The following is a 17,720-nucleotide window of genomic DNA, read 5'->3' as shown; positions in this document are numbered from 1 at the left end:
ATAAACTTTTGACAATGCTTTGCTTCACTTGTGGCAACAGATCCAACGCCATCCTTTCGCTTGATTTAACAGATGCTTATTCACTCCTTTAGCTTGATCTAATGATAGCTAAATAGCTGACCAAATTGACACCTTTTTATTTAGACAATTCTAACTTTCTTTGCAATTATCATTAGATTACCTATCTCGCCATCCAAAGTATGTGAAAATGACAACCATCCATCTTCTTGCTCAATGAATAAGCTTCTGGCCACAGCTCTGACCAGCTTGGTCTTATTAACCGCAGGATGCGCCTCCATTGATCAAGAGGATTCTTCTCGGCTTGATTTAATCAATAAGCGAGGTCAATTAAATTGTGGCGTTAGCGGCAAAATTCCAGGCTTTAGTTTTCTACTTGGCGATGGTCGCTATGAAGGGCTAGACGTTGATATCTGCCGCGCTATGGCCGCTGCAGTTGTTGGTGATGCCACGAAAGTGCAATATCGCCCTCTTACAGCTCCCGAACGATTCACCGCTCTAAAAACAGGCGAAATTGATCTGCTTTCACGTAACACCACATTTAATCTCAGCCGGGATGCAGCAGGAGGTAATGGTCTCACCTTTGCACCTGTGGTGTTTCACGATGGCCAGGGGTTGATGGTCAAGCGAAGTAGCGGAATTAAGGGCCTTCAGGATTTGAAAGCCAGCAACATCTGTGTGGGCTCAGGCACCACGACGGAACAGAACCTCAACGATGCATTTCAGGAACGAAAGCTTTCTTATACGCCGATCAAGTATCAAGATCTCAATCAGGTTGTCGCCGGTTACCTCCAGGGTCGATGTCTAGCGATGACTTCCGATCGTTCTCAACTTGCGGCGGCCCGATCTGGTTTTCCTGATCCTGAACAGCACATCATTCTTGATGTTGTGCTGAGTAAGGAACCGCTAGCCCCGGCTTCAGTGGGTGGAGACCAGCGTCTTGCTGATGCCATCCGATGGGTGGTCTTTGCTCTTTTTGCCGCTGAAGAATTTGGTATTACTCAAGAGAATGTCGACAGCAAGCTCGAACAAGCCAAGTCAAACCCACAGATGTCGTCGCTGCGACGCTTTCTAGGCGTTGATGCTGGCCTTGGTCAAAAGCTTGGTCTGGCAGATGACTTCGTTGTCAAGGTGATCCGAGCCACAGGCAATTATGGAGAGATTTACAACCGCCACCTCGGCCCAAACAGTTCTGTGCCAATTCCTAGAGGCCTAAATCGCTCCTATCGGCAAGGTGGCTTGCTGATCGCGCCACCATTTAACTAACCCCCTATGAAGCGCTCGCAGCACTTTTGCTTGCAAGTTGGCGTCGCTCTCGCTCTGCTGACCATTCTTGGCGTGTTGATCAACAATCTCGCTGTGAATCTGATCCGCACGGACATGGGGCTCAGCTTTCTTTGGTTAGGACGACCTGCAGGCTTTGCTCTAGCTGAACATCCGCTGTCTTATAGGCCTTCGGATAGTTATGCCTGGGCTCTTTGCATGGGCTGGCTAAACAGCCTCAAGGTCATCCTTTGCGGCCTTGTTCTGGCCACGGTGATTGGAGTGCTTGCAGGGGCTGCCAGAAGTAGCCGCAATCTGCTGTTACGAACACTGTCTAGCGGATATGTGGCCTTGATCCGGCAGATCCCTCTGTTGCTTCAGCTGTTGTTCTGGTATTTCGTTGCTTTCTTAAGCCTTTCCGGGACCCCCTTGGCGCCATTGGGAAGCTTGATCCGTATCTCGAACCAAGGGATCGAATTGCTTGGTCTAAATCTAAGCGTTGAATTTTCGGCTTTATTAGTGGGCCTAAGCGTCTTCACAGCAGCATCGATTGCTGAAATTGTCCGCGGTGGATTGAATTCTGTTCCGAGTGGTCAATGGGAAGCGTTTCGCAGTCTTGGTTTGCCAGAAGGTTTTGGGTTACGTCGAGTGGTGTTACCTCAAGCTTTACCAGCCATCCTGCCTGGCCTAACAAGCCAATATCTCAATTTGGCCAAAAACAGCACATTGGCGATCGCCGTAGGTTATGCCGATGTCTATGCGATAAGTGATACGACAATCACACAGACCGGCAGAGCGATTGAAGGATTCTTCTTGTTGTTGATCAGTTTTTTGCTGCTTAACCTTCTGATCACTGGAGGGATGGAATTTCTCAATCGGGTTGTGATCAGATCCCAGCAATAGCCTTAAGCTAAATGAGGTTTAGGTTTTTCATGGATTCTTTACTTCAACGGCGCATCGCAGCAGTGCTCTTGTTTATTGCAGCTGCCATTGCCATCCTTTTGCCTTTTGCCTCGGCCACCCTGCTAACCATTGCCCTCGGGGGGGCTGCCTGTGCCGCAGGTATTGGCCAATTATTGCGTCTTGGCGGTGAAGCAAGCCTGCAGGGCAAAGTATTTAGAGGCTTCAGTGGCGTGCTTTATATCGCAGCTGCTCTTTGGATTTTGATCGACCCTGTTGATAGTGAAATCAGCCTTACCTTGTTTGCAGGCGTCTTACTTTTAATAGAAGGCTTGATGGAATTGGCTGGAGGTGCTGCATCTCCAAGCCCTTTGGGTGGATTGGTGGTCTTCGATGGAGTGATTACAGCAATCTTCGGTCTATTGCTTGTTATTGAATGGCCATCAGACAGTATTTGGGCTCTCGGAACATTGTTCGGGGCAGCATTGTTCCTATCTGCAATCAACCTGCTGAGGGGCCCTAAGCCTGCTGAGACCACTTAGCAAGTGGATCTCATTGGCGAGATCAGCAAATATCGCCAATTTGACCAGTAAGGTGAGATCTCAACATTCCCATAGGGGTGCATAGAATCCTTCAATATTTGCACTACTACTACTTAGCTGTAGACAATGCACTCCGAGGCAATGCAGAAGTCAAAAGGATCATTAACCTCACCTAAGTACCAAAGCAGGTGTTAAGCAGAAGAGGATGATCATGATTTCGTAAAGCATCATTCCGCCATAGTGGATGCGGTCAAAGCTTCTCTTGCTGAGATCGATGAACCAGCGTGAATGCCAGCGGTAGCCCCATTCACGATGCCGTATGAAAGCAATCAGCCAGAAGGTCAAGAGTGCGAAATTCAGCACCGTTGCCTTGGCAAAGATTTCAGCGAATTCAGCTCTCTCCATTGCCTAGATTTTGGTTGATCTCTAAGCAATAGCAATGGCTTTTGCTTCTGTCCATGCTTGGCTCAACAAGGGCAACAGAACCTCTGTTTCAACAGGATGCACAAAGGGGCTTACGTTGATGATCTGCATCGATGGCCTATGCGTTTGAGCCTGTCCCTTGATCGTTTCTATCCCAAGAGAAGTGGTCCGAATTGAGTTTCTAGTTCTCCTGAGTACACCTGCTAAATCCTGATGCAGTCTGGGCCAAGCCCTTTTAAACGTCTGAAACGGCACCTATTGGCCACCCCTTTGGATGGCTTGATGACTGTTTTGCTGCTTGCCCTGCTTGGTTGGGTTGCGACCACAACCCTGCATTGGCTTTTTGTTGATGCGGATTGGCAAGTCGTTAGCCAAAACCTTCCGCTCTATGCCTTTGGTAGCTATCCACCTCATCAACGTTGGCGCCCATTTCTTTGGATTGCGCTGCTGATAGGCCTCACCTTTTTAACGCTGTTGGGGCCACGTCGGGGTTGGATTCGGAAGGCCTTGCCTTTGGTATGGATTGCGATGGTGCCCTGTGGTGTGGTCCTTCTTGCTGGTGGCCTCGGTTTACTGCCGATCCCTTCTCATGCCTGGGGTGGCCTAACCCTCACCCTGCTGCTAACCGCCTGCAGCGGTGCTCTTGCCCTGCCGCTGGGCATCCTTCTGGCACTCGGACGTCAAACCAGGCTGGCCGTGATCCAACGAAGTTGCAGCGTCTATATCGACGTGATGCGGGCTGTTCCTCTAATCGCAGTGTTGTTTTTTGGTCAGCTGTTGATTCCCCTTTTCCTTCCCATGCATCTAGAAGTCAATCGAGTCCTGCGCGCTGTATTGGCCTTCGCATTATTTGCTGCTGCATACATCGCTGAAGACGTACGAGGTGGATTGCAAGCGATCCCACGAACCCAGCGTGAAGCTGCTGCTGTGCTGGGCCTGAGTCCTAAGCAAATAATTCAACTTGTGGTGTTGCCCCAGGCACTTCGTACAGCTCTGCCGGCCCTGACCAACCAAGCAGTTGGATTACTTCAGAACACCAGCCTGATGGCCATCTTGGGTTTGGTGGAACTCCTGGGGATCAGTCGCAGCCTGTTGGCCAACCCTGATTTCATTGGTCGGTATCTGGAGGTGTATGTATGGCTAGCAGGTGTTTACTGGTTGGTTTGCACTGCTATGGCCTTACTTGCCCGTCATCTTGAACATCAACTGAGCCCCACAAGGTCTGCGACTTCAAAGCGATGATTCCAGCCATTCAAGCCACGGGCCTTGTTAAATCCTTTGGTGATCATCAGCGAGCTCTTGATGAGGTGTCGTTGCATGTTGAAAGCGGAGAAGTTTTGGTCGTAATGGGTCCTTCGGGTTCTGGTAAAAGCACCTTGATTCGAACCTTCAATGGACTCGAGTCGCTTGATGAAGGGCGACTTGAAGTGCTTGGTATCCCCTTAGATGCAGACCACGATGAACGTCAGATACGACGTATCCGTAAACGTGTGGGCATGGTGTTTCAACAATTCAATCTCTTCCCGCATCTATCCATCCTCGACAACATCACTCTTGCACCGATTCGTGTGCAACGTCGGCCTCGAAAGGAGGCGGAGGCACGCGCTAATGATTTATTAACTCAGATGGGAATTGCCGAGCAGGCAGGTAAATACCCTGGCCAGCTGAGTGGAGGGCAGCAACAACGAGTAGCCATTGCACGTGCACTCGCACTACAACCTGAAATCATGCTTTTTGATGAACCGACAAGCGCTCTCGATCCGGAACGGGTCAAGGAGGTTCTTGATGCGATGCGGTCGCTAGCGAATGCTGGGATGACCATGGTGGTTGTCACCCATGAGATGGGCTTCGCCCGTGAGGTAGCAGATCGGGTGTTGTTTATGGATGAGGGCAAGGTTGTGGAGACCTCATCACCAGATGAGTTTTTCGCGAATGCTCGTGAAGAGCGCAGCCGCCGTTTTCTCAATCAAATGATGTGAATTTCTCCAAGGATTTTTAGGATTGAAGCAATTTCGACTTCAGCGATTGAAACTTGTGCATAGGCATTGAAATTCCAGCTGTTACTGAAAGCTTCTAGTCCTGATGCAACATACGAGAAGAAGACATCACGGTTATCACTAACGGAGTGAGCTCCCTTGATATAAGTATCAACATCGCCTGTATTCACCGGCCTGCTGTCATTATCTGCGTTCAACCCAAACATCTAAGAGAAGTCTCCGTTCAACCAGTGATAACCAAGACTTGTTAAAATCAAGACTTATTAAAATACTAATCAAGGAGAGTTTTACTTTGCCATTACTTTGATGCCTTTGCCACACAACCAATTGGATCATGCAAGAACAATAACTTCGTTATAATGCTTGTTAATTCATTGCGCAACGGTCATTCTCAATCGTCCTTTCCTGATGCGCTATCAGCAAAAGTCTTCTCCAATCGCGCTTTGATTGTCTCGTCCTGGCTGATCTTCGTTTGATAGGGAGGCTTTCGTTGAAAGCTGACCTTTTCCCCAGCCCCGAAGTCAAACAGCCCTCCTGCCTTCATTTGCCCGAGTGGACCTCTCTCGATTGGGCCGTTCTTGAACATCGCAGTTTTTGCCAAATAGCCAACACCAAGGCCAACCAACACCGCCATTGAGATCAACGTGAGTAGAGCAGTGTGCGTCTCCATCTAGATCACATGTCCATCCCTGCAGCCTTGCACACCTCTGATGAGCTCGCATCGCCAGAGGTGGTAAGTAAATGATCTTCTGGTCAGTGATCATTCAGCTCTTGATTGCTGGTTGCAGCTTCACGTTTGCTCTTCCCCAAAGGGGGGCTTAATGGTCAGCGAATGGGACTTCAAGCCATTCCTCCTACAGATCAGGCCTGGAAGCCCTGATCAGATAACTGCCATTAATCCTGGGGGAGCTTGCCATGGAGTTGGAGCCAACTCTTGATCACCTGTTCGGCTTCCTTCGGAATGGATCTCAGCCTGCGCCAGAAGGCAGAGCTGAACCAGATCCTCCATGGTTATGGCCAAGTGCTTAGGAGCTCGAGAACGCAGGAGAAGCTCTAGAAGAGGCTTTTGAGGAGAACGGTTCTTGGGGCGTGTTCTCTGGGTCTAGCTTGGTTGAGCCTGTGCGGGCATTCATCCAGACCTTCCTCCTTGCATTGGATCAAGCGAAGGAGGCACGGCTTACTAAGCGTGAGGCCGCCAAGGAGGTGTTCGATGCCGATCGCTGATGGGTTACTTGCATCCATTGAGGAGGTCAACAACCTCGACAAGAAGCTGGCTCGTGACATCAGGGAGCACATCGACTCCCAGGCCAGCAGGCTTGAGGCTCTGAAGAATGAGGTGGAGGCCAAGGCATTTCTCCTCAAGCCTTTAGGTCGTTATCTCCAGCAAAGAAGGGGTCGTTCTAAATGCTGAAGTTAAAAGAGCTTAAAGCCATTGCGTCACGCATGGCTCTCACTGGACGGAGCAAATACACAAGGAAGCAACCATCATCCATTTCCTTATCAAAAATAAAGCACCACTCGCTCCGTTATATGAACAGCTGTTGGCGTTTTGGGTTGAGCACAGCCGATAAGGGATTTGTTGCAGAGGAGCGCCTAAGCAAGGAGCGTCTTACCAAAGCACTCCCAAAAGCTACTGGGGTGTGCCTGTCTAGATAGGCAAAGCTGGTGTGCAATTACACTAAGGGAATTATTTTCTAGAAACTAATTCTTAGAGTTCTAAATGAGCATTGATCAACTCATAACTCCTAACACCTTCGGCTTTATAGCTGCTGCATTAACGACCATTGCATTCATACCTCAGGTCATAAAGACATGGAAAAGCAAGAAGGCTGATGATGTATCAATAGTGATGCTCTTGATGTTTATCACTGGTCTGTTATTTTGGATCATCTATGCAATAGAAACGAATGCTCTTCCTGTACTTATTGCAAACATCATTACCTTCATCCTCAACGTGACAATCCTTACCTTGAAGTTAATCTACGGAAAACAGCCCACTACAGCAGGCTAAAAGCAGATGGTATCAGCTCTTGCTAAAATATATTTTTAAAGGTCTAAACTATGTTCACTAGCTAAAATTATTAATTATGGCTATCCGGTACAGCTCTCTAGCCGATCCTCTGATAGACTACATAGACAAAGACCAAGAAAATACATCGGGTAGAGCATCAAGCTTACTAACCCCAATCAACTACAACGCAGATCTATTTGCTAACGAGGCAAAGTTTTTCACTGGTAACTATGGATTTGACGGATATATTGGAGTACCAGGCTTACTCGGACCAGGGGGCCAGCAGGCAGCTGCGCATCACAATGTTGCCTGGGAAAGTGTTGATCCAGATCTGAGTCCAACGCTCCGCGCGCTAACAAGTGCAGCGAGCATTGTTGGATCTAAAGCTGTTTATGGCATGAGTCTTTTGTTGCAAGACACCATGCCATTGGTGTTCAGTTATCCAGTCTTACCAAAAACCTTAGATGGTGATGGAAGCGATTTTGAGATCACCCTGAAAGATGGTTCGATCGTATCACCTGCCCTTGCAGGATTCTTGCCAAACCTCGAATACAATGAACGCCAAACGATTGTGGTGGCAGGTGATTTCGGCAATCGCCTCAACCCCGAAAGTGAAGGAGCCCGCTATCCGGTATCGGTTCGAATCGTCAATGACGGCACACCCCTGCAGATGCTCTCAGCAAAAGGGCCTGTCTTTGCTACAGAACTGTCCATCGATAGCAGCAACTCCTATGTTCAAGGGGATGGCCCGAAGCTTGTTGCGGCCAAACTCAATACCTTCAGTCCGCTTGGAGAAGGCGGACCTATTGGCGTTGGCGCCACTTCAGCTAGCAACAGCGGGAGCGATCTTTATGGGGATCAAGCCCAATATCGCCTACGCCTTTATACCAGTGCAGGATTCTCACCAGATGGTATTGCCAGCCTGCAACCCAGCGAGTTCAATAAATACTTTATTCTTGAAGCGAAAGGCGATAACGGCGAAAAAATTTCACTTACTAAATCGAATCAGGATTACACTATTGGCAAGTATGGTTCCATCAAAGTTGTAGGAATAGCAGATTTAGCACCAGCAGGAACAATAGAAAATGCCGCTTATGTGGAAGATCATGATAATTACTACGACATCATCCTAGAAGGTGATCTCAGTGCAATTACGAGACTAAAAAGTGTTCGTATGCCATCAAGTGGTAATTACCAGGCCGTTTATAACCCTGGTGGACCTGGTAATAATCCGGATGCACAGGCTGCAGCACCAGGCCCGTTTACGATGCCGAGCGTCGATCACACCATTGCCATCATCAACGACCTTAATGGTGCGATGACTGCCACCTATGTAGAAATCGAAGGAGCCGTACGGACAAATCCATTGAGTAACTTACCGGTTGGAAAGCTGCTAGGAGTAGCAGTGGAAGACACGATCAGCGGCCAGCAAATTTACGCGTACGAAGATCCCTATGGACGTCGTTTCTACACAAGTTTCGAAGCCTCCAAAGACGTAGCCTCGGTACTTCCTAGCAACCTCCTGAAGCCGAAGCCGATTGACCTGATTGACACAACAGGTTTTGCGACCGACTCCAGCGTCATTATTTCCGGGTCATTTAGTCGCTCAGCATCTCACAGCTCAACATTGCAGTTTTATGAGGTAGCAGGACCCGATGGTGGTGTAGTTGACCCTGTTACTGGCAGAACGCTGATGCCCGATGAAAGCGGCTACAATTATGTGGCGAGGAGCAATCTGCTTACCAGCACAAACAGTTCATTGGAAATCAAAAATAAGGAAATCAATAAATTTCAGTTCAATGCCGAGGCCGGAAAGATTTATGCACCATTGCTGATCAACGAAGTAACTGGTGAACAGTATTTTGCCTTCACTGGCGCTAACTCTGACAAGTCCGCGCATTTCACTGCTCTTGGTCCCAATGGCTTCGGTGTAGAGGATCTATTTGGTGGTGGTGATAAGGACTTCTCCGACATGATCGTGCGATATACGATCACTGTCTGAATCTCAACAGTTAAGTCTCGTTTTGCTGTAGTTCTTCCATTAAGCGTTCACTCATACATAAAGATCTGCTGCACTGCCGTCCTCTTGAGCAGCGACTGGTTGGAGAGGAGTGCTTGCTAAGGCAAGAGCAGCAGCACCAGCAAGCGACAGAAGAAGACGAAGGGAACGGTGCACTGGGATTGAACGCTTAAAAGGTCATTCATTATCTGGGATGTGTTTGCTTGCAGGTATCAGCCCACATCAACTGCTGTAAAAGGAGATGGAAAAACTTTGATGACCAACCATCAAAAAACCCCGCCATGGTGCGAGGCCTTTGTTTATTTAATTTCTCCCCCCTGGGGCGGTGATGATTTTTTGTTTTCATCCTTCACCGCTATCAATAGATTCACTCAACCTCTTTGAAAATGCAGTGACCTGGCTCAATGCCAATAGTGAGCTTGAGCATAAACATCAAGAACATATCCATTTTCTCTACAATTAGCACAAATAACTGACATGAAGAAGGGCACCCGCGTTGGATGCCCTCAAGTCCAGGACAGGTTTTCAGGGTTTCTACGTCCTCGGACTCCTGATCTAGGTCTAAGCAGGCAACAACAAGGCGTCAGCAGGAAGAATTACTCCTTTCTATCAAGCGTCTCTAAATGCCCCCGCAATACCCTTTCGCACCACTCAGGGGCTGGATCGCACAAGCATTTTTTGCTGTTAAGAACACAAAAAAGAGCCCCCGAATCTGGATGGGAGATTCAGGTAGGCCTTGTCTTATTAACGACGATCTAAATAGCCGGTTCTGTCCGTTGAAACCCTTGTGGTCACTTGTCAGCAACTGGCCAACTCAGACAAGAAAAAGGGGCCCGCAGGCCCCGTAGAACGTACCGTTGTATCCCAGCAAATATCGGCAGATGGGTCCCACTCCAGCTGCCGTTAGCGGTCACTCTTTTGTGGCCGCTATCTCTTTGTCTGGCTCTGCTGCTGGTAGTGCAGCTTGCAGTTCTCCGATCTGCTCATTGAGGCGCTCAATTACCTGAGAGTGATGCTCTTTGCGAGCTTCAAGCTTGGCAACTTGGCGCTCGTTTTCTTGCGCACGCAGCTTGTTGTACTGCGAATCAGGGATCACAACAACGCGATCACGAGGGATGCTGTAGCCGAATGGAACGTCAAAGACGGAGTCGAATAGTGAATACATGATTGTTCTCTTCAAGACCCTCTTAGTTTGACTCCACCAGAATGTTCAACCGAACCAAAAGGGTCGTGAGAACCAGGGCCGGTTAGCGATAGACATCCCATCGTGAACGTCACAGGTACGGTTTTCGCGACTCAAAATCCATCGATCAACAGGTCGCATCGTCAAGGGAAGACAAGAGTTGCATGGCCTGAGCAAGATTCAAGCCTGGAGGCTTCTCTGCTATGAACTCCTCGAGCACCTAGAACTGCCCCGCGCTTGGCTCCTATAGCTCGCCGTTGTCTTGAAATTCAGCAATAAGGTTCTCGAGCTATTTCTTCTCACACTGCGCACGTTTGCGCCTGTTCTTGCCATCGCTGGCCATGTGAGACCATCAGCTGAGCAAGCCTTCCAGCTCCTAAATGCTCAGTAAGTCCATAACTGGGATGTTCGGTCGTCGAAACAAAAAAGATGCTCCCAAGGAGGAACCCACAGAAACAGATCTCGGAAGGAGCTACAGGCTCGCTGCCGCCAAGCAAAAGGAGATTTTGAAAGAACTTCTCGCACAAAAGCCAAGGGCCTAACTTGCTACCACTGATCTAGGGGCAGAGGGGTTGAAACGACCCTCACCACACGGCTCACTTGGCCCTCCAACCATCTTTTTGCAGTCTTTTCCATCGCTCCCTTAGGTCATCCACATCGGGATCCATCGATCTGGTTTTCAGTACGGCGGGCTCGCCTCTCATCCGCCGGCCTTTGATCACTTCGATGGGGCATTCTCGCAAACTACGGACGAGAACATCTATCAAGTACAGATACCCTTTAAAGAACCAACTGGGAAGCGCTCTGATAAAAAAGCCTGCTCAAGCTGGAGATGGAGATGAAGGAAGCAGGGATCACCTTCGAAATGTCTGAAGCTGAAGTCGATGAATGAGACCGACTTCGATGAACTATTCGAACGCTGGCAAGCGGCGGATGAAGTTGACGCTGAGTTGATCCAACTGATCAAAGAAACTGTTCGATTTAGCGAAGAAACTGTTGACGACACTTTGCGTGATCGTGCGGGTGAGCTGCTATCTGGCGCTTTCCACCTGCCGAGTACTCCTCAAGAGATTGCTCTGGTCGGAGAAGCGTTAGAAGGCTCAGGCACAATTCCTCCGCCAACACCTCCTGAAGACGACGAAGCCCGATAAAGAGAGAAAGCCCCCCGAAGCAGCCAGTCGAGTGGCCTCCGCTCTCCAGTTGCTGTTGGAGGGCCTCAGGAGCCGACTCGGCAGTTGCAACTCCTGCCTCGACACCAGCTCTTATCTGTTGAAACCGCTTCCCTATGGGGACCCACTACAACATTGGTGACAAACCCAATACAGCACTTTAGTGCGAAGCTCTAGGGGTTTCTAGAAGCTACGCATGGACAAGAAAGGCGCTAAGGGTTATTGGATCAGCACTTCAACAGTCACCAATCCAGCTTTATTTGCTGAGTACGTTGAGAAGGTTGGACCATGGCTTAAAGAAGTTGATGGAGTGGTTTTTGCTAAAGACACAGAACCTCAAGGGAAAGAGAAGACAGAAGGAGCAAACTTGGCAGTTATTTGTGAGTTCCCTTCGATGAGAGCAGCAGTCGATGCTTATGAATCAGCTGAGTATCAAGAGCTAAGCAAAATACGTAACGCAGCCACAGAGAATGCAACCTTCACGATCATGGAAGGTATGGATGAAGCGGCAAAACTAAGGAGAGCCATGGGTAAGTAGTCGTTTCTTGAAACTGTTACTTGGGTGACATCGCCTTTGATGGAAATCGACTAGAAGGCTGATGCTTTTTTTGTTTGACATGACTTTTCTGATGCATTGGAGCTTTAAAACTGGCTATCACGAGAAAGCAGCTCGTCAGTTCCTTGCTACAGGTGCCCCTATGCCTGAGTGCAAGTCTTGGCAGCGTTTTCACGCACCAGGCTCTGTACAAGGCTGGATCATTGTCGAAACCAACGACGCTGGAGTCTGCTATGAGCATGCAGCTGAGTGGGCTGAGTTCCTTGACTGGGACGTGACTCCCGTCTTCACGGATGATCAGGCAGGCCCATTGATTGCAAAGGTTTATAGCTAACCTCTATTGCAAGGAGTGATGCAAGGTCCTAGCCCAGTTGGAAGCTCCGAGGTTCCTAGGGAAGCTGTAGCTGACCTCGTCTCTTTCTCCCTGAATATTCACCAACCCTCCCCGATCTGGGGGGAGGGCAAGACAAACGCATGCATCCACATTGCACGAAGCGGCTCTTTCCCCATGGCTACTGCTCTGCTGTGCATAACAGGCGTGCTAGCCGGGGCTTGATCCACAGCCGCCTGTTCATGCGCGGGAACACTGCTGATGACACCAGTGAGAGCAAGCTGCTGGGAACGCTCCCTTGAAGCAGACAACGACCCGACACGGGCATCGGTGCTATCACTGATCAGCGTCAGCACGTTGGAGGTGAACAGGTCTGGGATGTTGTCCTTGTAGGGCTGAAGTTGGTTAACGCTGCCCAGACGTCTACCTTCTCATCGGCGTGGTTCTTCAGTTCTAAAACCACGACCGGCAGACCGTTCAGTTGGACGACGACATCATGACGACGGGTGCTTCGGGCCCTGAATCATCAACTCGGAACTGCAGAGAATGATCTGATCTATGCCTTCAGCAGGACAGTACAGATCAGATCAGATCAGATCAGATCAGATCAGATCAGATCAGGTTGTCGTCCTGGGCTGGAATGATATGCAGATGGGCCGGTTCATGAGCCAGAAACGCATCCCTGTGCACATTCAGAAGCAGGGTGCTGATGTCATCTCCGGCACGGATCAACAGGCCCTCTCCTTTGCAGGCCTAATCACTTTTGACAGCCTCGCCTTTGAACAGTCTTGTCAGAATGAACAGCCTGGTCGGTTCAAAACGAGACAACTCAGGGCTCAGCGATGTTTGAAATTCCCAAACCGATTCACCGCAGCAGGGTTCGACAATTGCTGGGCCGGGAATATCACATTGCCAGACGCAAAGCCAACTGGCTGTTCGGCTCCAGACAATGGGCGACAACACGCGACGTCCTGACGTCAAGCCACCGCAAATTCTGCCATCAGTCTCTGATCCTGCGCCCTTTAAGGGATGTGGATATGGTGCTTCAGCACAACAAGCGCAGGAATCTGGAGCTAGCGCTTGCGCAACTGGATCGAATCCTGATTCATCCGGGGGAAACAATGTCCGTGTGGAAGCTGGTCGGACGACCCACTAGACGCAAGGGCTATCTAGAGGGTCTGGTGCTGAATCAGGGCAGGATCTCCAGGGGGACAGGAGGAGGGCTCTGTCAGCTGGGAAATCTGCTGTTCTGGATGGCAGCTCACAGTCCGCTCACGATTTCGGAGCGCTGGAGGCATGGTTTTGATGTGTTCCCGGATGTGAATCGAACCATTCCCTTTGGTGCCGGAGCAACACTGGCGTACAACTATGTGGATCTGCAGATCACCAACAACACGCCCTATTGCTTCGCGATTCATCTATGGCTGGATGACATCCATCTGCATGGTGAACTCTGCTGTGATGAGGATTACGACTGCATCTACAGCGTCGAGGAGCGTCATCACAGGATCCAGCAGCAGATCTGGGGCGGCTATTCGAGGCACAATCAGCTCTATCGGATCTGCACAGCATCCGATGGTGGTAAGACGGAACAGCTACTGGTGGAAAATCACGCGATCATGATGTACGAGCCGTTGCTGAAAGCGGCGCCATGATGCCTTGATACTGAACGAATCTCAGCCTGTTGAATCGTCATCGCCAATCCCTTGAGAGTCGCCAGCTAGTTAGCCAACCAAGGCCACTGGACCCCGAAGGCCTCGAGGGGGTCCATCACCAGCTTGTTAAGCGCACGCCCGAGAACCACCTGCGGTTCATCGGCGCGGATGGGGATCACAGAGTGCTGCAGGGTCCTGGGCAGGTCGGCGCCCCTCACGATCCCGCGCCTGAGCAGTGAGTTGCCCGCTTCCAGACCACACACGTAGGCGCGTTCCTGACAAAGGCCTTTAGCACCATGTTCTTTCTCGCCCATCCGCACCCAGTCGCCGGCACAGACCACCGAAGCCAGTGACGTCTCCATTGGTGGCCGCTTGCTGAAACTTCCAGGAGAGAAGAGAGAGACCGAACTCGGATAACGCCGCACCTCCTGATCCACGACCCTGGCCCCCCTGAAGGCAGGCTGCGCTATGGGCAGCAGATCCTGCATCAGGCAGTCGACGATCTCCTGATCGCTCAGCTCGGCAATGGCCGAGGCGTTGTAGAAGTCGCTGGCAATCACCGAACCCTGCGGTGGCTGATCACCCCAGAGCGCCTGCTCCGACTCTCGCTGCAGTTGATCCAACATGAAGAAGGTGGCGCCGGCGCCTCTTAGTGAGCTGAAACGTGAGAACACATTGGCGGGATCGGCGACCGGCACGGTGCGATCCAGCCACAGACGGATCGACACCACATCGATCGATCCGAGCGTGGCGGCACGCACAAGCTCTGGCGCCAGCACGCCGCACTCCGGGGATTGCGCCATCAAAGCACCCATTCCTTTGGCACTCACCGCAAGCACCACGGCATCGACATCCTCGATTAAACCGGTGCTCCCGCTTGTTACGGAACGGGTTCCCACCGAGCGGATGGCCTGAGTCTCCGGCGAGACGTTCAGCCGGGTGGCCAGGGTTCCGCCCAGCACCTCGAGCTGATGCTGCTCCTGCAGCCGCTCACTGAGCGGGGCAATCAGCTGTTCGGCGATGCTTTTCGACCTGATCCAACGCACATCGAAGGAATCCTGATGCGCCAGGGCGTAGTAGTAGAGGAGCTCCATCGTGACAGCGGCCGACAGCTCCTCCGGCGGCTTGAACAGCCCCACCAGCAACGTGGGCCGCAGGAAATCATCGATCATGCGATCACTGATCCTGAGCTGTCTAAACAGCGTCAGCGCATCGATCGAGTCGTAGCTCGTGTATACCGCATCGCTGCGGTTCAGATCGAGCATGGCGTAGAGCAGGCCGGCGATGCTGAGCCGATCAACAACAGGCAGGCGCTTGAAGTTATTGATCGTTGCAGCAACCTGACCCAGGGGACTCGGCCACAGCGGAGCGTCACCGAAGACAGGAGCCGTCGCCTCCAGGCCTTCGGGTGACCAGAACGCACTAGTGGTGAACTCCGTGAAGATCGAGCCGAGCCCGAGCTCTGCTGTCAGGGCATTGATGTTTGGATAATCCTTCCAGAACCCCCGGGTGCCTGCCTCGAACGGTTTGCCGCTTGGCGTGGTGAGGGGCTGACTACCGGTTGGATCCGCCATCCCATCCATCAGGGTTACGCGAACACCCGCTTCGCAGAGTGCCTTGGCCGCACCCCAGCCAGCCCAGCCGGCCCCGATGACAACCGCATGAGATTGCTTTTTACCCGGAAAACCTTCGGCCATGAAGCTGTTTAACATCGGCCCAAGCTAAAGAGATGAACTCATGAACCATGGGCTTCCTTCGCCACCTTGTGACAAAGGCAACTCTTGAAGGAAGTCTTCGTTGTCTCTACAGAGCAACTACTATTTCTTCGTCTCTCCTTACATGGGGGAACGCAGCGAGCCCTGTAGCAAACACCTCAGAGGCAGCGCAGCAAGACCCCTCTCTCTCGTTAAGAGCGCCTAAAAACTGACCTAAATTGGTTTAACGCTTAGGAGGGCTGTTTAAAAAAATGGTTTTTCGCACCCTGAGAACAGACACTCGTAGACGTGTTGAGGAGATCATCCATCGCTTAGCGACTGGAGAACCTGTCAGCCTCGAGGAGAGGGCTCAACTGCAGAAGTATGCACTCCACATTCCTTTTGTTGCAGGCCAATTGAGAAGAGCCCTTAAGCATCGAGAGGAGCTGGAGGCAGATGGACTGATTGAATGATCAGAGGGTTAACTCGCCACAGTCAGCCCTCTTTATGATCTTGCTACCACACTCTTCGCTTAAGGCGAGAGTTATCTTCGATCATGAATTCTAGATAGTCAAGGATGTGGTTTTGCTATTACTCAACACGTTTGCAATGAGCATGTAGACCCTCAATGAGTTTTGCTTCTAACATTGGTTTAGATGTTGGTATTGATTGTAATTATAATTGGCCAGATTTCGGCTTCTTCTTTTCGTTCAAGCGTGCTTGCATGCAAAATCATAATACTGCTTAAATGGGGAATCACTATCTGCAACAATTAGAGTTGTAGTGGAGATTGCTCAATGACTGAAACCAAGAAAGCAAGTCCTATGAAGGACTTCACCGAGAAGCTCTTCGATCTCTGCAGGGAATATCAGCAAGAAATCCCACCCCACAAAATTGCAGAAGTGCTAAGGGACTACGCAGAGCGATTGGATTGATCAAGCCTTGCACTACCCTTTGGCTGGAGTTTTTATGTGATCAATAAAAATACCCCTGTATGAGAACAGAAAACATAGCCACTCACACAAGACCAACTGATCCTCATCAACCGACCCTGTGCAAAGGTAGTCACTAATGGGTCTGTTAGAGACCTGAAATACGCTATATATTGAAACCTTCACCTAACTTTAGACTTTCTCACCCCATAAATAACGCTGAGCTCTCTCTGAAGACTTTCGGGGGTTGCATTTGATACACCGCGGTACTAATAAGTAATTTCCCAATCTCTAAGGCCCTGACGCTCAACCGCGAAGGGACTTTTTCTTGCTTGACCTCAGCTTTAGGGTGAAGGAATGATCATTTTTTTGTCTATGTTCAAATTTCGCCCCGCTCTATTTGGCAGTTTCTTCGCATAAAGTCTGCTTTTTGGCACATCGATAGACAGCACAGCTCTAAAGGCTGCAGAAAAAGAATTTGTTCAGCGCCGCTTACTACCATTCACTGGCCTACCAAAGACGTAACCAGGATGAATGAAGACAATTGTGCGATTTCAGAGACCCAGGTGATCATTGTTGGCTACGTGAAGAAATTGCAAAGAACAATTGTTCTCATGGGGTTGGTGTTTTCTGGAACATGAAGGAAGCCATGGATCCCAACGACCGAACGATACTTCGCCCGAACTTCGACACGCTCTACTCCGCATTAATTCTCGGACTCTCTAGACCAGCCATAATCTCAATGCCAATAACGAAAGGGCGTTACCAAAGTGCACTTGTGATCTCTAAAGAGCACTATATATATCGATGGCAACTACTGCAACAGCTAGTTAAAAGGAAAGAACAAAGGAACGGTACAAAAGCAATAAAGCCTTCATAAGGGTATTATTTTTAGATTAAGCTAATCATCCATAGACAAAGGTACAAGCAGGAAACAATAGTAAAGCGATAGAAGCCTTCAATCTATAATCGTTTAAAAATAATCAATGTTAATTACGCTTAGACAGTTCAAGCAAAACAGTGCTA

Annotated in this window: 26 protein-coding genes; 16 read left to right on the top strand and 10 right to left on the bottom strand. The window is 50.0% G+C overall.

The window, feature by feature from the left end; genetic code table 11:
* Nucleotides 1-234: 234 nt before the first annotated feature.
* Genes SIB41_RS04015 through SIB41_RS04005 form a run of 3 tightly spaced genes read left to right on the top strand, consistent with a single transcriptional unit; the run spans nt 235 to nt 2,723 of the window.
* Nucleotides 235-1,284: an amino acid ABC transporter substrate-binding protein gene (locus SIB41_RS04015; protein WP_413360621.1), complete on the top strand. Its 1,050-nt coding sequence runs from the start codon at nt 235-237 to the stop codon at nt 1,282-1,284.
* Nucleotides 1,285-1,290: 6 nt separating this feature from the next.
* A complete protein-coding gene (locus SIB41_RS04010) occupies nt 1,291-2,184 on the top strand; it encodes an ABC transporter permease subunit (RefSeq protein WP_413360619.1) in 894 nt (297 codons plus the stop codon).
* A 29-nt stretch (nt 2,185-2,213) separates the two neighbouring features.
* Nucleotides 2,214-2,723, top strand: a complete 510-nt coding sequence (locus tag SIB41_RS04005) for an HdeD family acid-resistance protein (RefSeq protein WP_413360617.1) — start codon at nt 2,214-2,216, stop codon at nt 2,721-2,723.
* Between the two features lie 168 nt (nt 2,724-2,891).
* Here the strand turns inward: SIB41_RS04005 and SIB41_RS04000 are convergent, their stop codons facing one another.
* Entirely contained in the window at nt 2,892-3,128 is a 237-nt protein-coding gene (locus SIB41_RS04000; RefSeq protein ID WP_413360615.1) for a DUF6868 family protein, read from the bottom strand.
* A 231-nt stretch (nt 3,129-3,359) separates the two neighbouring features.
* Here SIB41_RS04000 and SIB41_RS03995 point away from each other — a divergent pair, with 231 nt between their 5' ends.
* Both SIB41_RS03995 and SIB41_RS03990 read left to right on the top strand, forming a co-directional pair.
* Nucleotides 3,360-4,388 carry an amino acid ABC transporter permease gene (locus SIB41_RS03995; protein ID WP_413360613.1) on the top strand — a complete coding sequence of 343 codons (1,029 nt, stop codon included), beginning with the start codon at nt 3,360-3,362 and terminating at the stop codon, nt 4,386-4,388.
* On the top strand, nt 4,385-5,125 hold the full coding sequence (locus SIB41_RS03990) for an amino acid ABC transporter ATP-binding protein (RefSeq protein ID WP_063419183.1): 741 nt from the start codon (nt 4,385-4,387) through the stop codon (nt 5,123-5,125). The genes SIB41_RS03995 and SIB41_RS03990 overlap by 4 nt, the downstream gene beginning before the upstream one ends.
* Here the strand turns inward: SIB41_RS03990 and SIB41_RS03985 are convergent.
* The 3 genes from SIB41_RS03985 to SIB41_RS03975 form a co-directional block, all read right to left on the bottom strand.
* A complete protein-coding gene (locus SIB41_RS03985; RefSeq protein WP_413360611.1) occupies nt 5,113-5,349 on the bottom strand; it encodes a hypothetical protein in 237 nt (78 codons plus the stop codon). The genes SIB41_RS03990 and SIB41_RS03985 overlap by 13 nt on opposite strands.
* A 185-nt stretch (nt 5,350-5,534) precedes the next feature.
* Nucleotides 5,535-5,813 (bottom strand): hypothetical protein, encoded by a 279-nt coding sequence (locus tag SIB41_RS03980; RefSeq protein WP_063419184.1) that lies wholly within the window; start codon nt 5,811-5,813, stop codon nt 5,535-5,537.
* Nucleotides 5,814-6,023: 210 nt separating this feature from the next.
* Entirely contained in the window at nt 6,024-6,152 is a 129-nt protein-coding gene (locus tag SIB41_RS03975) for a hypothetical protein (RefSeq protein WP_413360609.1), read from the bottom strand.
* Between the two features lie 80 nt (nt 6,153-6,232).
* On the opposite strand from SIB41_RS03975, the gene SIB41_RS03970 reads away from it, so the two are divergent.
* From SIB41_RS03970 to SIB41_RS03955, 4 genes are all read left to right on the top strand, one after another.
* Complete coding sequence (locus SIB41_RS03970) at nt 6,233-6,367, top strand: hypothetical protein (protein WP_413360607.1); 135 nt, start codon at nt 6,233-6,235, stop codon at nt 6,365-6,367.
* Entirely contained in the window at nt 6,354-6,554 is a 201-nt protein-coding gene (locus SIB41_RS03965) for a hypothetical protein (RefSeq protein ID WP_413360605.1), read from the top strand. The genes SIB41_RS03970 and SIB41_RS03965 overlap by 14 nt, the downstream gene beginning before the upstream one ends.
* A 309-nt stretch (nt 6,555-6,863) precedes the next feature.
* Nucleotides 6,864-7,154, top strand: a complete 291-nt coding sequence (locus SIB41_RS03960) for a SemiSWEET transporter (protein ID WP_413360603.1) — start codon at nt 6,864-6,866, stop codon at nt 7,152-7,154.
* A 397-nt stretch (nt 7,155-7,551) separates the two neighbouring features.
* Nucleotides 7,552-9,156 carry a DUF4114 domain-containing protein gene (locus SIB41_RS03955; RefSeq protein ID WP_413360601.1) on the top strand — a complete coding sequence of 535 codons (1,605 nt, stop codon included), beginning with the start codon at nt 7,552-7,554 and terminating at the stop codon, nt 9,154-9,156.
* A 51-nt stretch (nt 9,157-9,207) separates the two neighbouring features.
* On the opposite strand, the gene SIB41_RS03950 is transcribed toward SIB41_RS03955, so the two are convergent.
* The 3 genes from SIB41_RS03950 to SIB41_RS03940 all read right to left on the bottom strand — a co-directional run bounded on the left by SIB41_RS03950 (nt 9,208) and on the right by SIB41_RS03940 (nt 11,100).
* Nucleotides 9,208-9,330, bottom strand: a complete 123-nt coding sequence (locus tag SIB41_RS03950) for a hypothetical protein (RefSeq protein ID WP_413360599.1) — start codon at nt 9,328-9,330, stop codon at nt 9,208-9,210.
* Nucleotides 9,331-10,084: 754 nt separating this feature from the next.
* A complete protein-coding gene (locus SIB41_RS03945) occupies nt 10,085-10,339 on the bottom strand; it encodes a hypothetical protein (protein WP_063418766.1) in 255 nt (84 codons plus the stop codon).
* A 614-nt stretch (nt 10,340-10,953) separates the two neighbouring features.
* The gene (locus tag SIB41_RS03940) at nt 10,954-11,100 is read right to left on the bottom strand and encodes a DUF1651 domain-containing protein (RefSeq protein WP_413360596.1); all 147 of its coding nucleotides are present in this window, start codon (nt 11,098-11,100) and stop codon (nt 10,954-10,956) included.
* A 141-nt stretch (nt 11,101-11,241) separates the two neighbouring features.
* On the opposite strand from SIB41_RS03940, the gene SIB41_RS03935 reads away from it, so the two are divergent.
* The 4 genes from SIB41_RS03935 to SIB41_RS03920 all read left to right on the top strand — a co-directional run bounded on the left by SIB41_RS03935 (nt 11,242) and on the right by SIB41_RS03920 (nt 12,416).
* Complete coding sequence (locus SIB41_RS03935; RefSeq protein ID WP_413360594.1) at nt 11,242-11,508, top strand: hypothetical protein; 267 nt, start codon at nt 11,242-11,244, stop codon at nt 11,506-11,508.
* Between the two features lie 31 nt (nt 11,509-11,539).
* Nucleotides 11,540-11,668 carry a hypothetical protein gene (locus SIB41_RS03930; RefSeq protein WP_413360592.1) on the top strand — a complete coding sequence of 43 codons (129 nt, stop codon included), beginning with the start codon at nt 11,540-11,542 and terminating at the stop codon, nt 11,666-11,668.
* 54 nt (nt 11,669-11,722) lie between these two features.
* Nucleotides 11,723-12,064: a DUF1330 domain-containing protein gene (locus SIB41_RS03925; RefSeq protein WP_011825836.1), complete on the top strand. Its 342-nt coding sequence runs from the start codon at nt 11,723-11,725 to the stop codon at nt 12,062-12,064.
* 79 nt (nt 12,065-12,143) lie between these two features.
* Nucleotides 12,144-12,416: a DUF3303 domain-containing protein gene (locus SIB41_RS03920; protein WP_041385049.1), complete on the top strand. Its 273-nt coding sequence runs from the start codon at nt 12,144-12,146 to the stop codon at nt 12,414-12,416.
* Between the two features lie 98 nt (nt 12,417-12,514).
* Here the strand turns inward: SIB41_RS03920 and SIB41_RS03915 are convergent, their stop codons facing one another.
* Together SIB41_RS03915 and SIB41_RS03910 are read right to left on the bottom strand one after the other, a co-directional pair.
* Nucleotides 12,515-12,769 (bottom strand): hypothetical protein, encoded by a 255-nt coding sequence (locus SIB41_RS03915; protein ID WP_413360589.1) that lies wholly within the window; start codon nt 12,767-12,769, stop codon nt 12,515-12,517.
* Nucleotides 12,763-12,876 carry a hypothetical protein gene (locus SIB41_RS03910; protein ID WP_413360587.1) on the bottom strand — a complete coding sequence of 38 codons (114 nt, stop codon included), beginning with the start codon at nt 12,874-12,876 and terminating at the stop codon, nt 12,763-12,765. The genes SIB41_RS03915 and SIB41_RS03910 overlap by 7 nt, the downstream gene beginning before the upstream one ends.
* Before the next feature lie 379 nt (nt 12,877-13,255).
* Between SIB41_RS03910 and SIB41_RS03905 the strand changes: the two genes are divergently transcribed.
* Nucleotides 13,256-14,068, top strand: coding sequence for a VanW family protein (locus SIB41_RS03905; RefSeq protein ID WP_413360585.1), 813 nt, complete (start codon nt 13,256-13,258; stop codon nt 14,066-14,068).
* 65 nt (nt 14,069-14,133) lie between these two features.
* Here SIB41_RS03905 and SIB41_RS03900 read toward each other — a convergent pair whose 3' ends face one another.
* The gene (locus tag SIB41_RS03900; protein ID WP_413361374.1) at nt 14,134-15,765 is read right to left on the bottom strand and encodes an FAD-dependent oxidoreductase; all 1,632 of its coding nucleotides are present in this window, start codon (nt 15,763-15,765) and stop codon (nt 14,134-14,136) included.
* Between the two features lie 269 nt (nt 15,766-16,034).
* Here SIB41_RS03900 and SIB41_RS03895 point away from each other — a divergent pair, with 269 nt between their 5' ends.
* Both SIB41_RS03895 and SIB41_RS03890 read left to right on the top strand, forming a co-directional pair.
* A complete protein-coding gene (locus tag SIB41_RS03895; protein WP_063395349.1) occupies nt 16,035-16,235 on the top strand; it encodes a hypothetical protein in 201 nt (66 codons plus the stop codon).
* Between the two features lie 1,003 nt (nt 16,236-17,238).
* Nucleotides 17,239-17,574, top strand: coding sequence for a DUF1254 domain-containing protein (locus tag SIB41_RS03890; RefSeq protein ID WP_413360583.1), 336 nt, complete (start codon nt 17,239-17,241; stop codon nt 17,572-17,574).
* Nucleotides 17,575-17,720: the final 146 nt, after the last annotated feature.

The sequence above is a fragment of the Prochlorococcus sp. MIT 1201 genome (assembly GCF_047303415.1).
GTDB classification, from domain to species: Bacteria; Cyanobacteriota; Cyanobacteriia; order PCC-6307; family Cyanobiaceae; genus Prochlorococcus; species Prochlorococcus marinus_D.
This window is presented reverse-complemented; position numbering and strand designations above follow the sequence as displayed.

Excerpts from the sequence above, each read along its gene's own strand:
- SIB41_RS03935 (WP_413360594.1), top strand. The coding sequence starts at position 11,242 with ATGAATGAGACCGACTTCGATGAACTATTCGAACGCTGGCAAGCGGCG.
- SIB41_RS04000 (WP_413360615.1), bottom strand. The coding sequence starts at position 3,128 with ATGGAGAGAGCTGAATTCGCTGAAATCTTTGCCAAGGCAACGGTGCTG.
- SIB41_RS03995 (WP_413360613.1), top strand. The coding sequence starts at position 3,360 with ATGCAGTCTGGGCCAAGCCCTTTTAAACGTCTGAAACGGCACCTATTG.
- SIB41_RS03925 (WP_011825836.1), top strand. The coding sequence starts at position 11,723 with ATGGACAAGAAAGGCGCTAAGGGTTATTGGATCAGCACTTCAACAGTC.
- SIB41_RS03980 (WP_063419184.1), bottom strand. The coding sequence starts at position 5,813 with ATGGAGACGCACACTGCTCTACTCACGTTGATCTCAATGGCGGTGTTG.
- SIB41_RS03900 (WP_413361374.1), bottom strand. The coding sequence starts at position 15,765 with ATGGCCGAAGGTTTTCCGGGTAAAAAGCAATCTCATGCGGTTGTCATC.
- SIB41_RS03975 (WP_413360609.1), bottom strand. The coding sequence starts at position 6,152 with ATGGAGGATCTGGTTCAGCTCTGCCTTCTGGCGCAGGCTGAGATCCAT.
- SIB41_RS04010 (WP_413360619.1), top strand. The coding sequence starts at position 1,291 with ATGAAGCGCTCGCAGCACTTTTGCTTGCAAGTTGGCGTCGCTCTCGCT.
- SIB41_RS03905 (WP_413360585.1), top strand. The coding sequence starts at position 13,256 with ATGTTTGAAATTCCCAAACCGATTCACCGCAGCAGGGTTCGACAATTG.
- SIB41_RS03960 (WP_413360603.1), top strand. The coding sequence starts at position 6,864 with ATGAGCATTGATCAACTCATAACTCCTAACACCTTCGGCTTTATAGCT.
- SIB41_RS03985 (WP_413360611.1), bottom strand. The coding sequence starts at position 5,349 with ATGTTTGGGTTGAACGCAGATAATGACAGCAGGCCGGTGAATACAGGC.
- SIB41_RS03920 (WP_041385049.1), top strand. The coding sequence starts at position 12,144 with ATGACTTTTCTGATGCATTGGAGCTTTAAAACTGGCTATCACGAGAAA.
- SIB41_RS03990 (WP_063419183.1), top strand. The coding sequence starts at position 4,385 with ATGATTCCAGCCATTCAAGCCACGGGCCTTGTTAAATCCTTTGGTGAT.
- SIB41_RS03945 (WP_063418766.1), bottom strand. The coding sequence starts at position 10,339 with ATGTATTCACTATTCGACTCCGTCTTTGACGTTCCATTCGGCTACAGC.
- SIB41_RS04015 (WP_413360621.1), top strand. The coding sequence starts at position 235 with ATGAATAAGCTTCTGGCCACAGCTCTGACCAGCTTGGTCTTATTAACC.
- SIB41_RS04005 (WP_413360617.1), top strand. The coding sequence starts at position 2,214 with ATGGATTCTTTACTTCAACGGCGCATCGCAGCAGTGCTCTTGTTTATT.
- SIB41_RS03965 (WP_413360605.1), top strand. The coding sequence starts at position 6,354 with ATGCCGATCGCTGATGGGTTACTTGCATCCATTGAGGAGGTCAACAAC.
- SIB41_RS03955 (WP_413360601.1), top strand. The coding sequence starts at position 7,552 with ATGAGTCTTTTGTTGCAAGACACCATGCCATTGGTGTTCAGTTATCCA.
- SIB41_RS03895 (WP_063395349.1), top strand. The coding sequence starts at position 16,035 with ATGGTTTTTCGCACCCTGAGAACAGACACTCGTAGACGTGTTGAGGAG.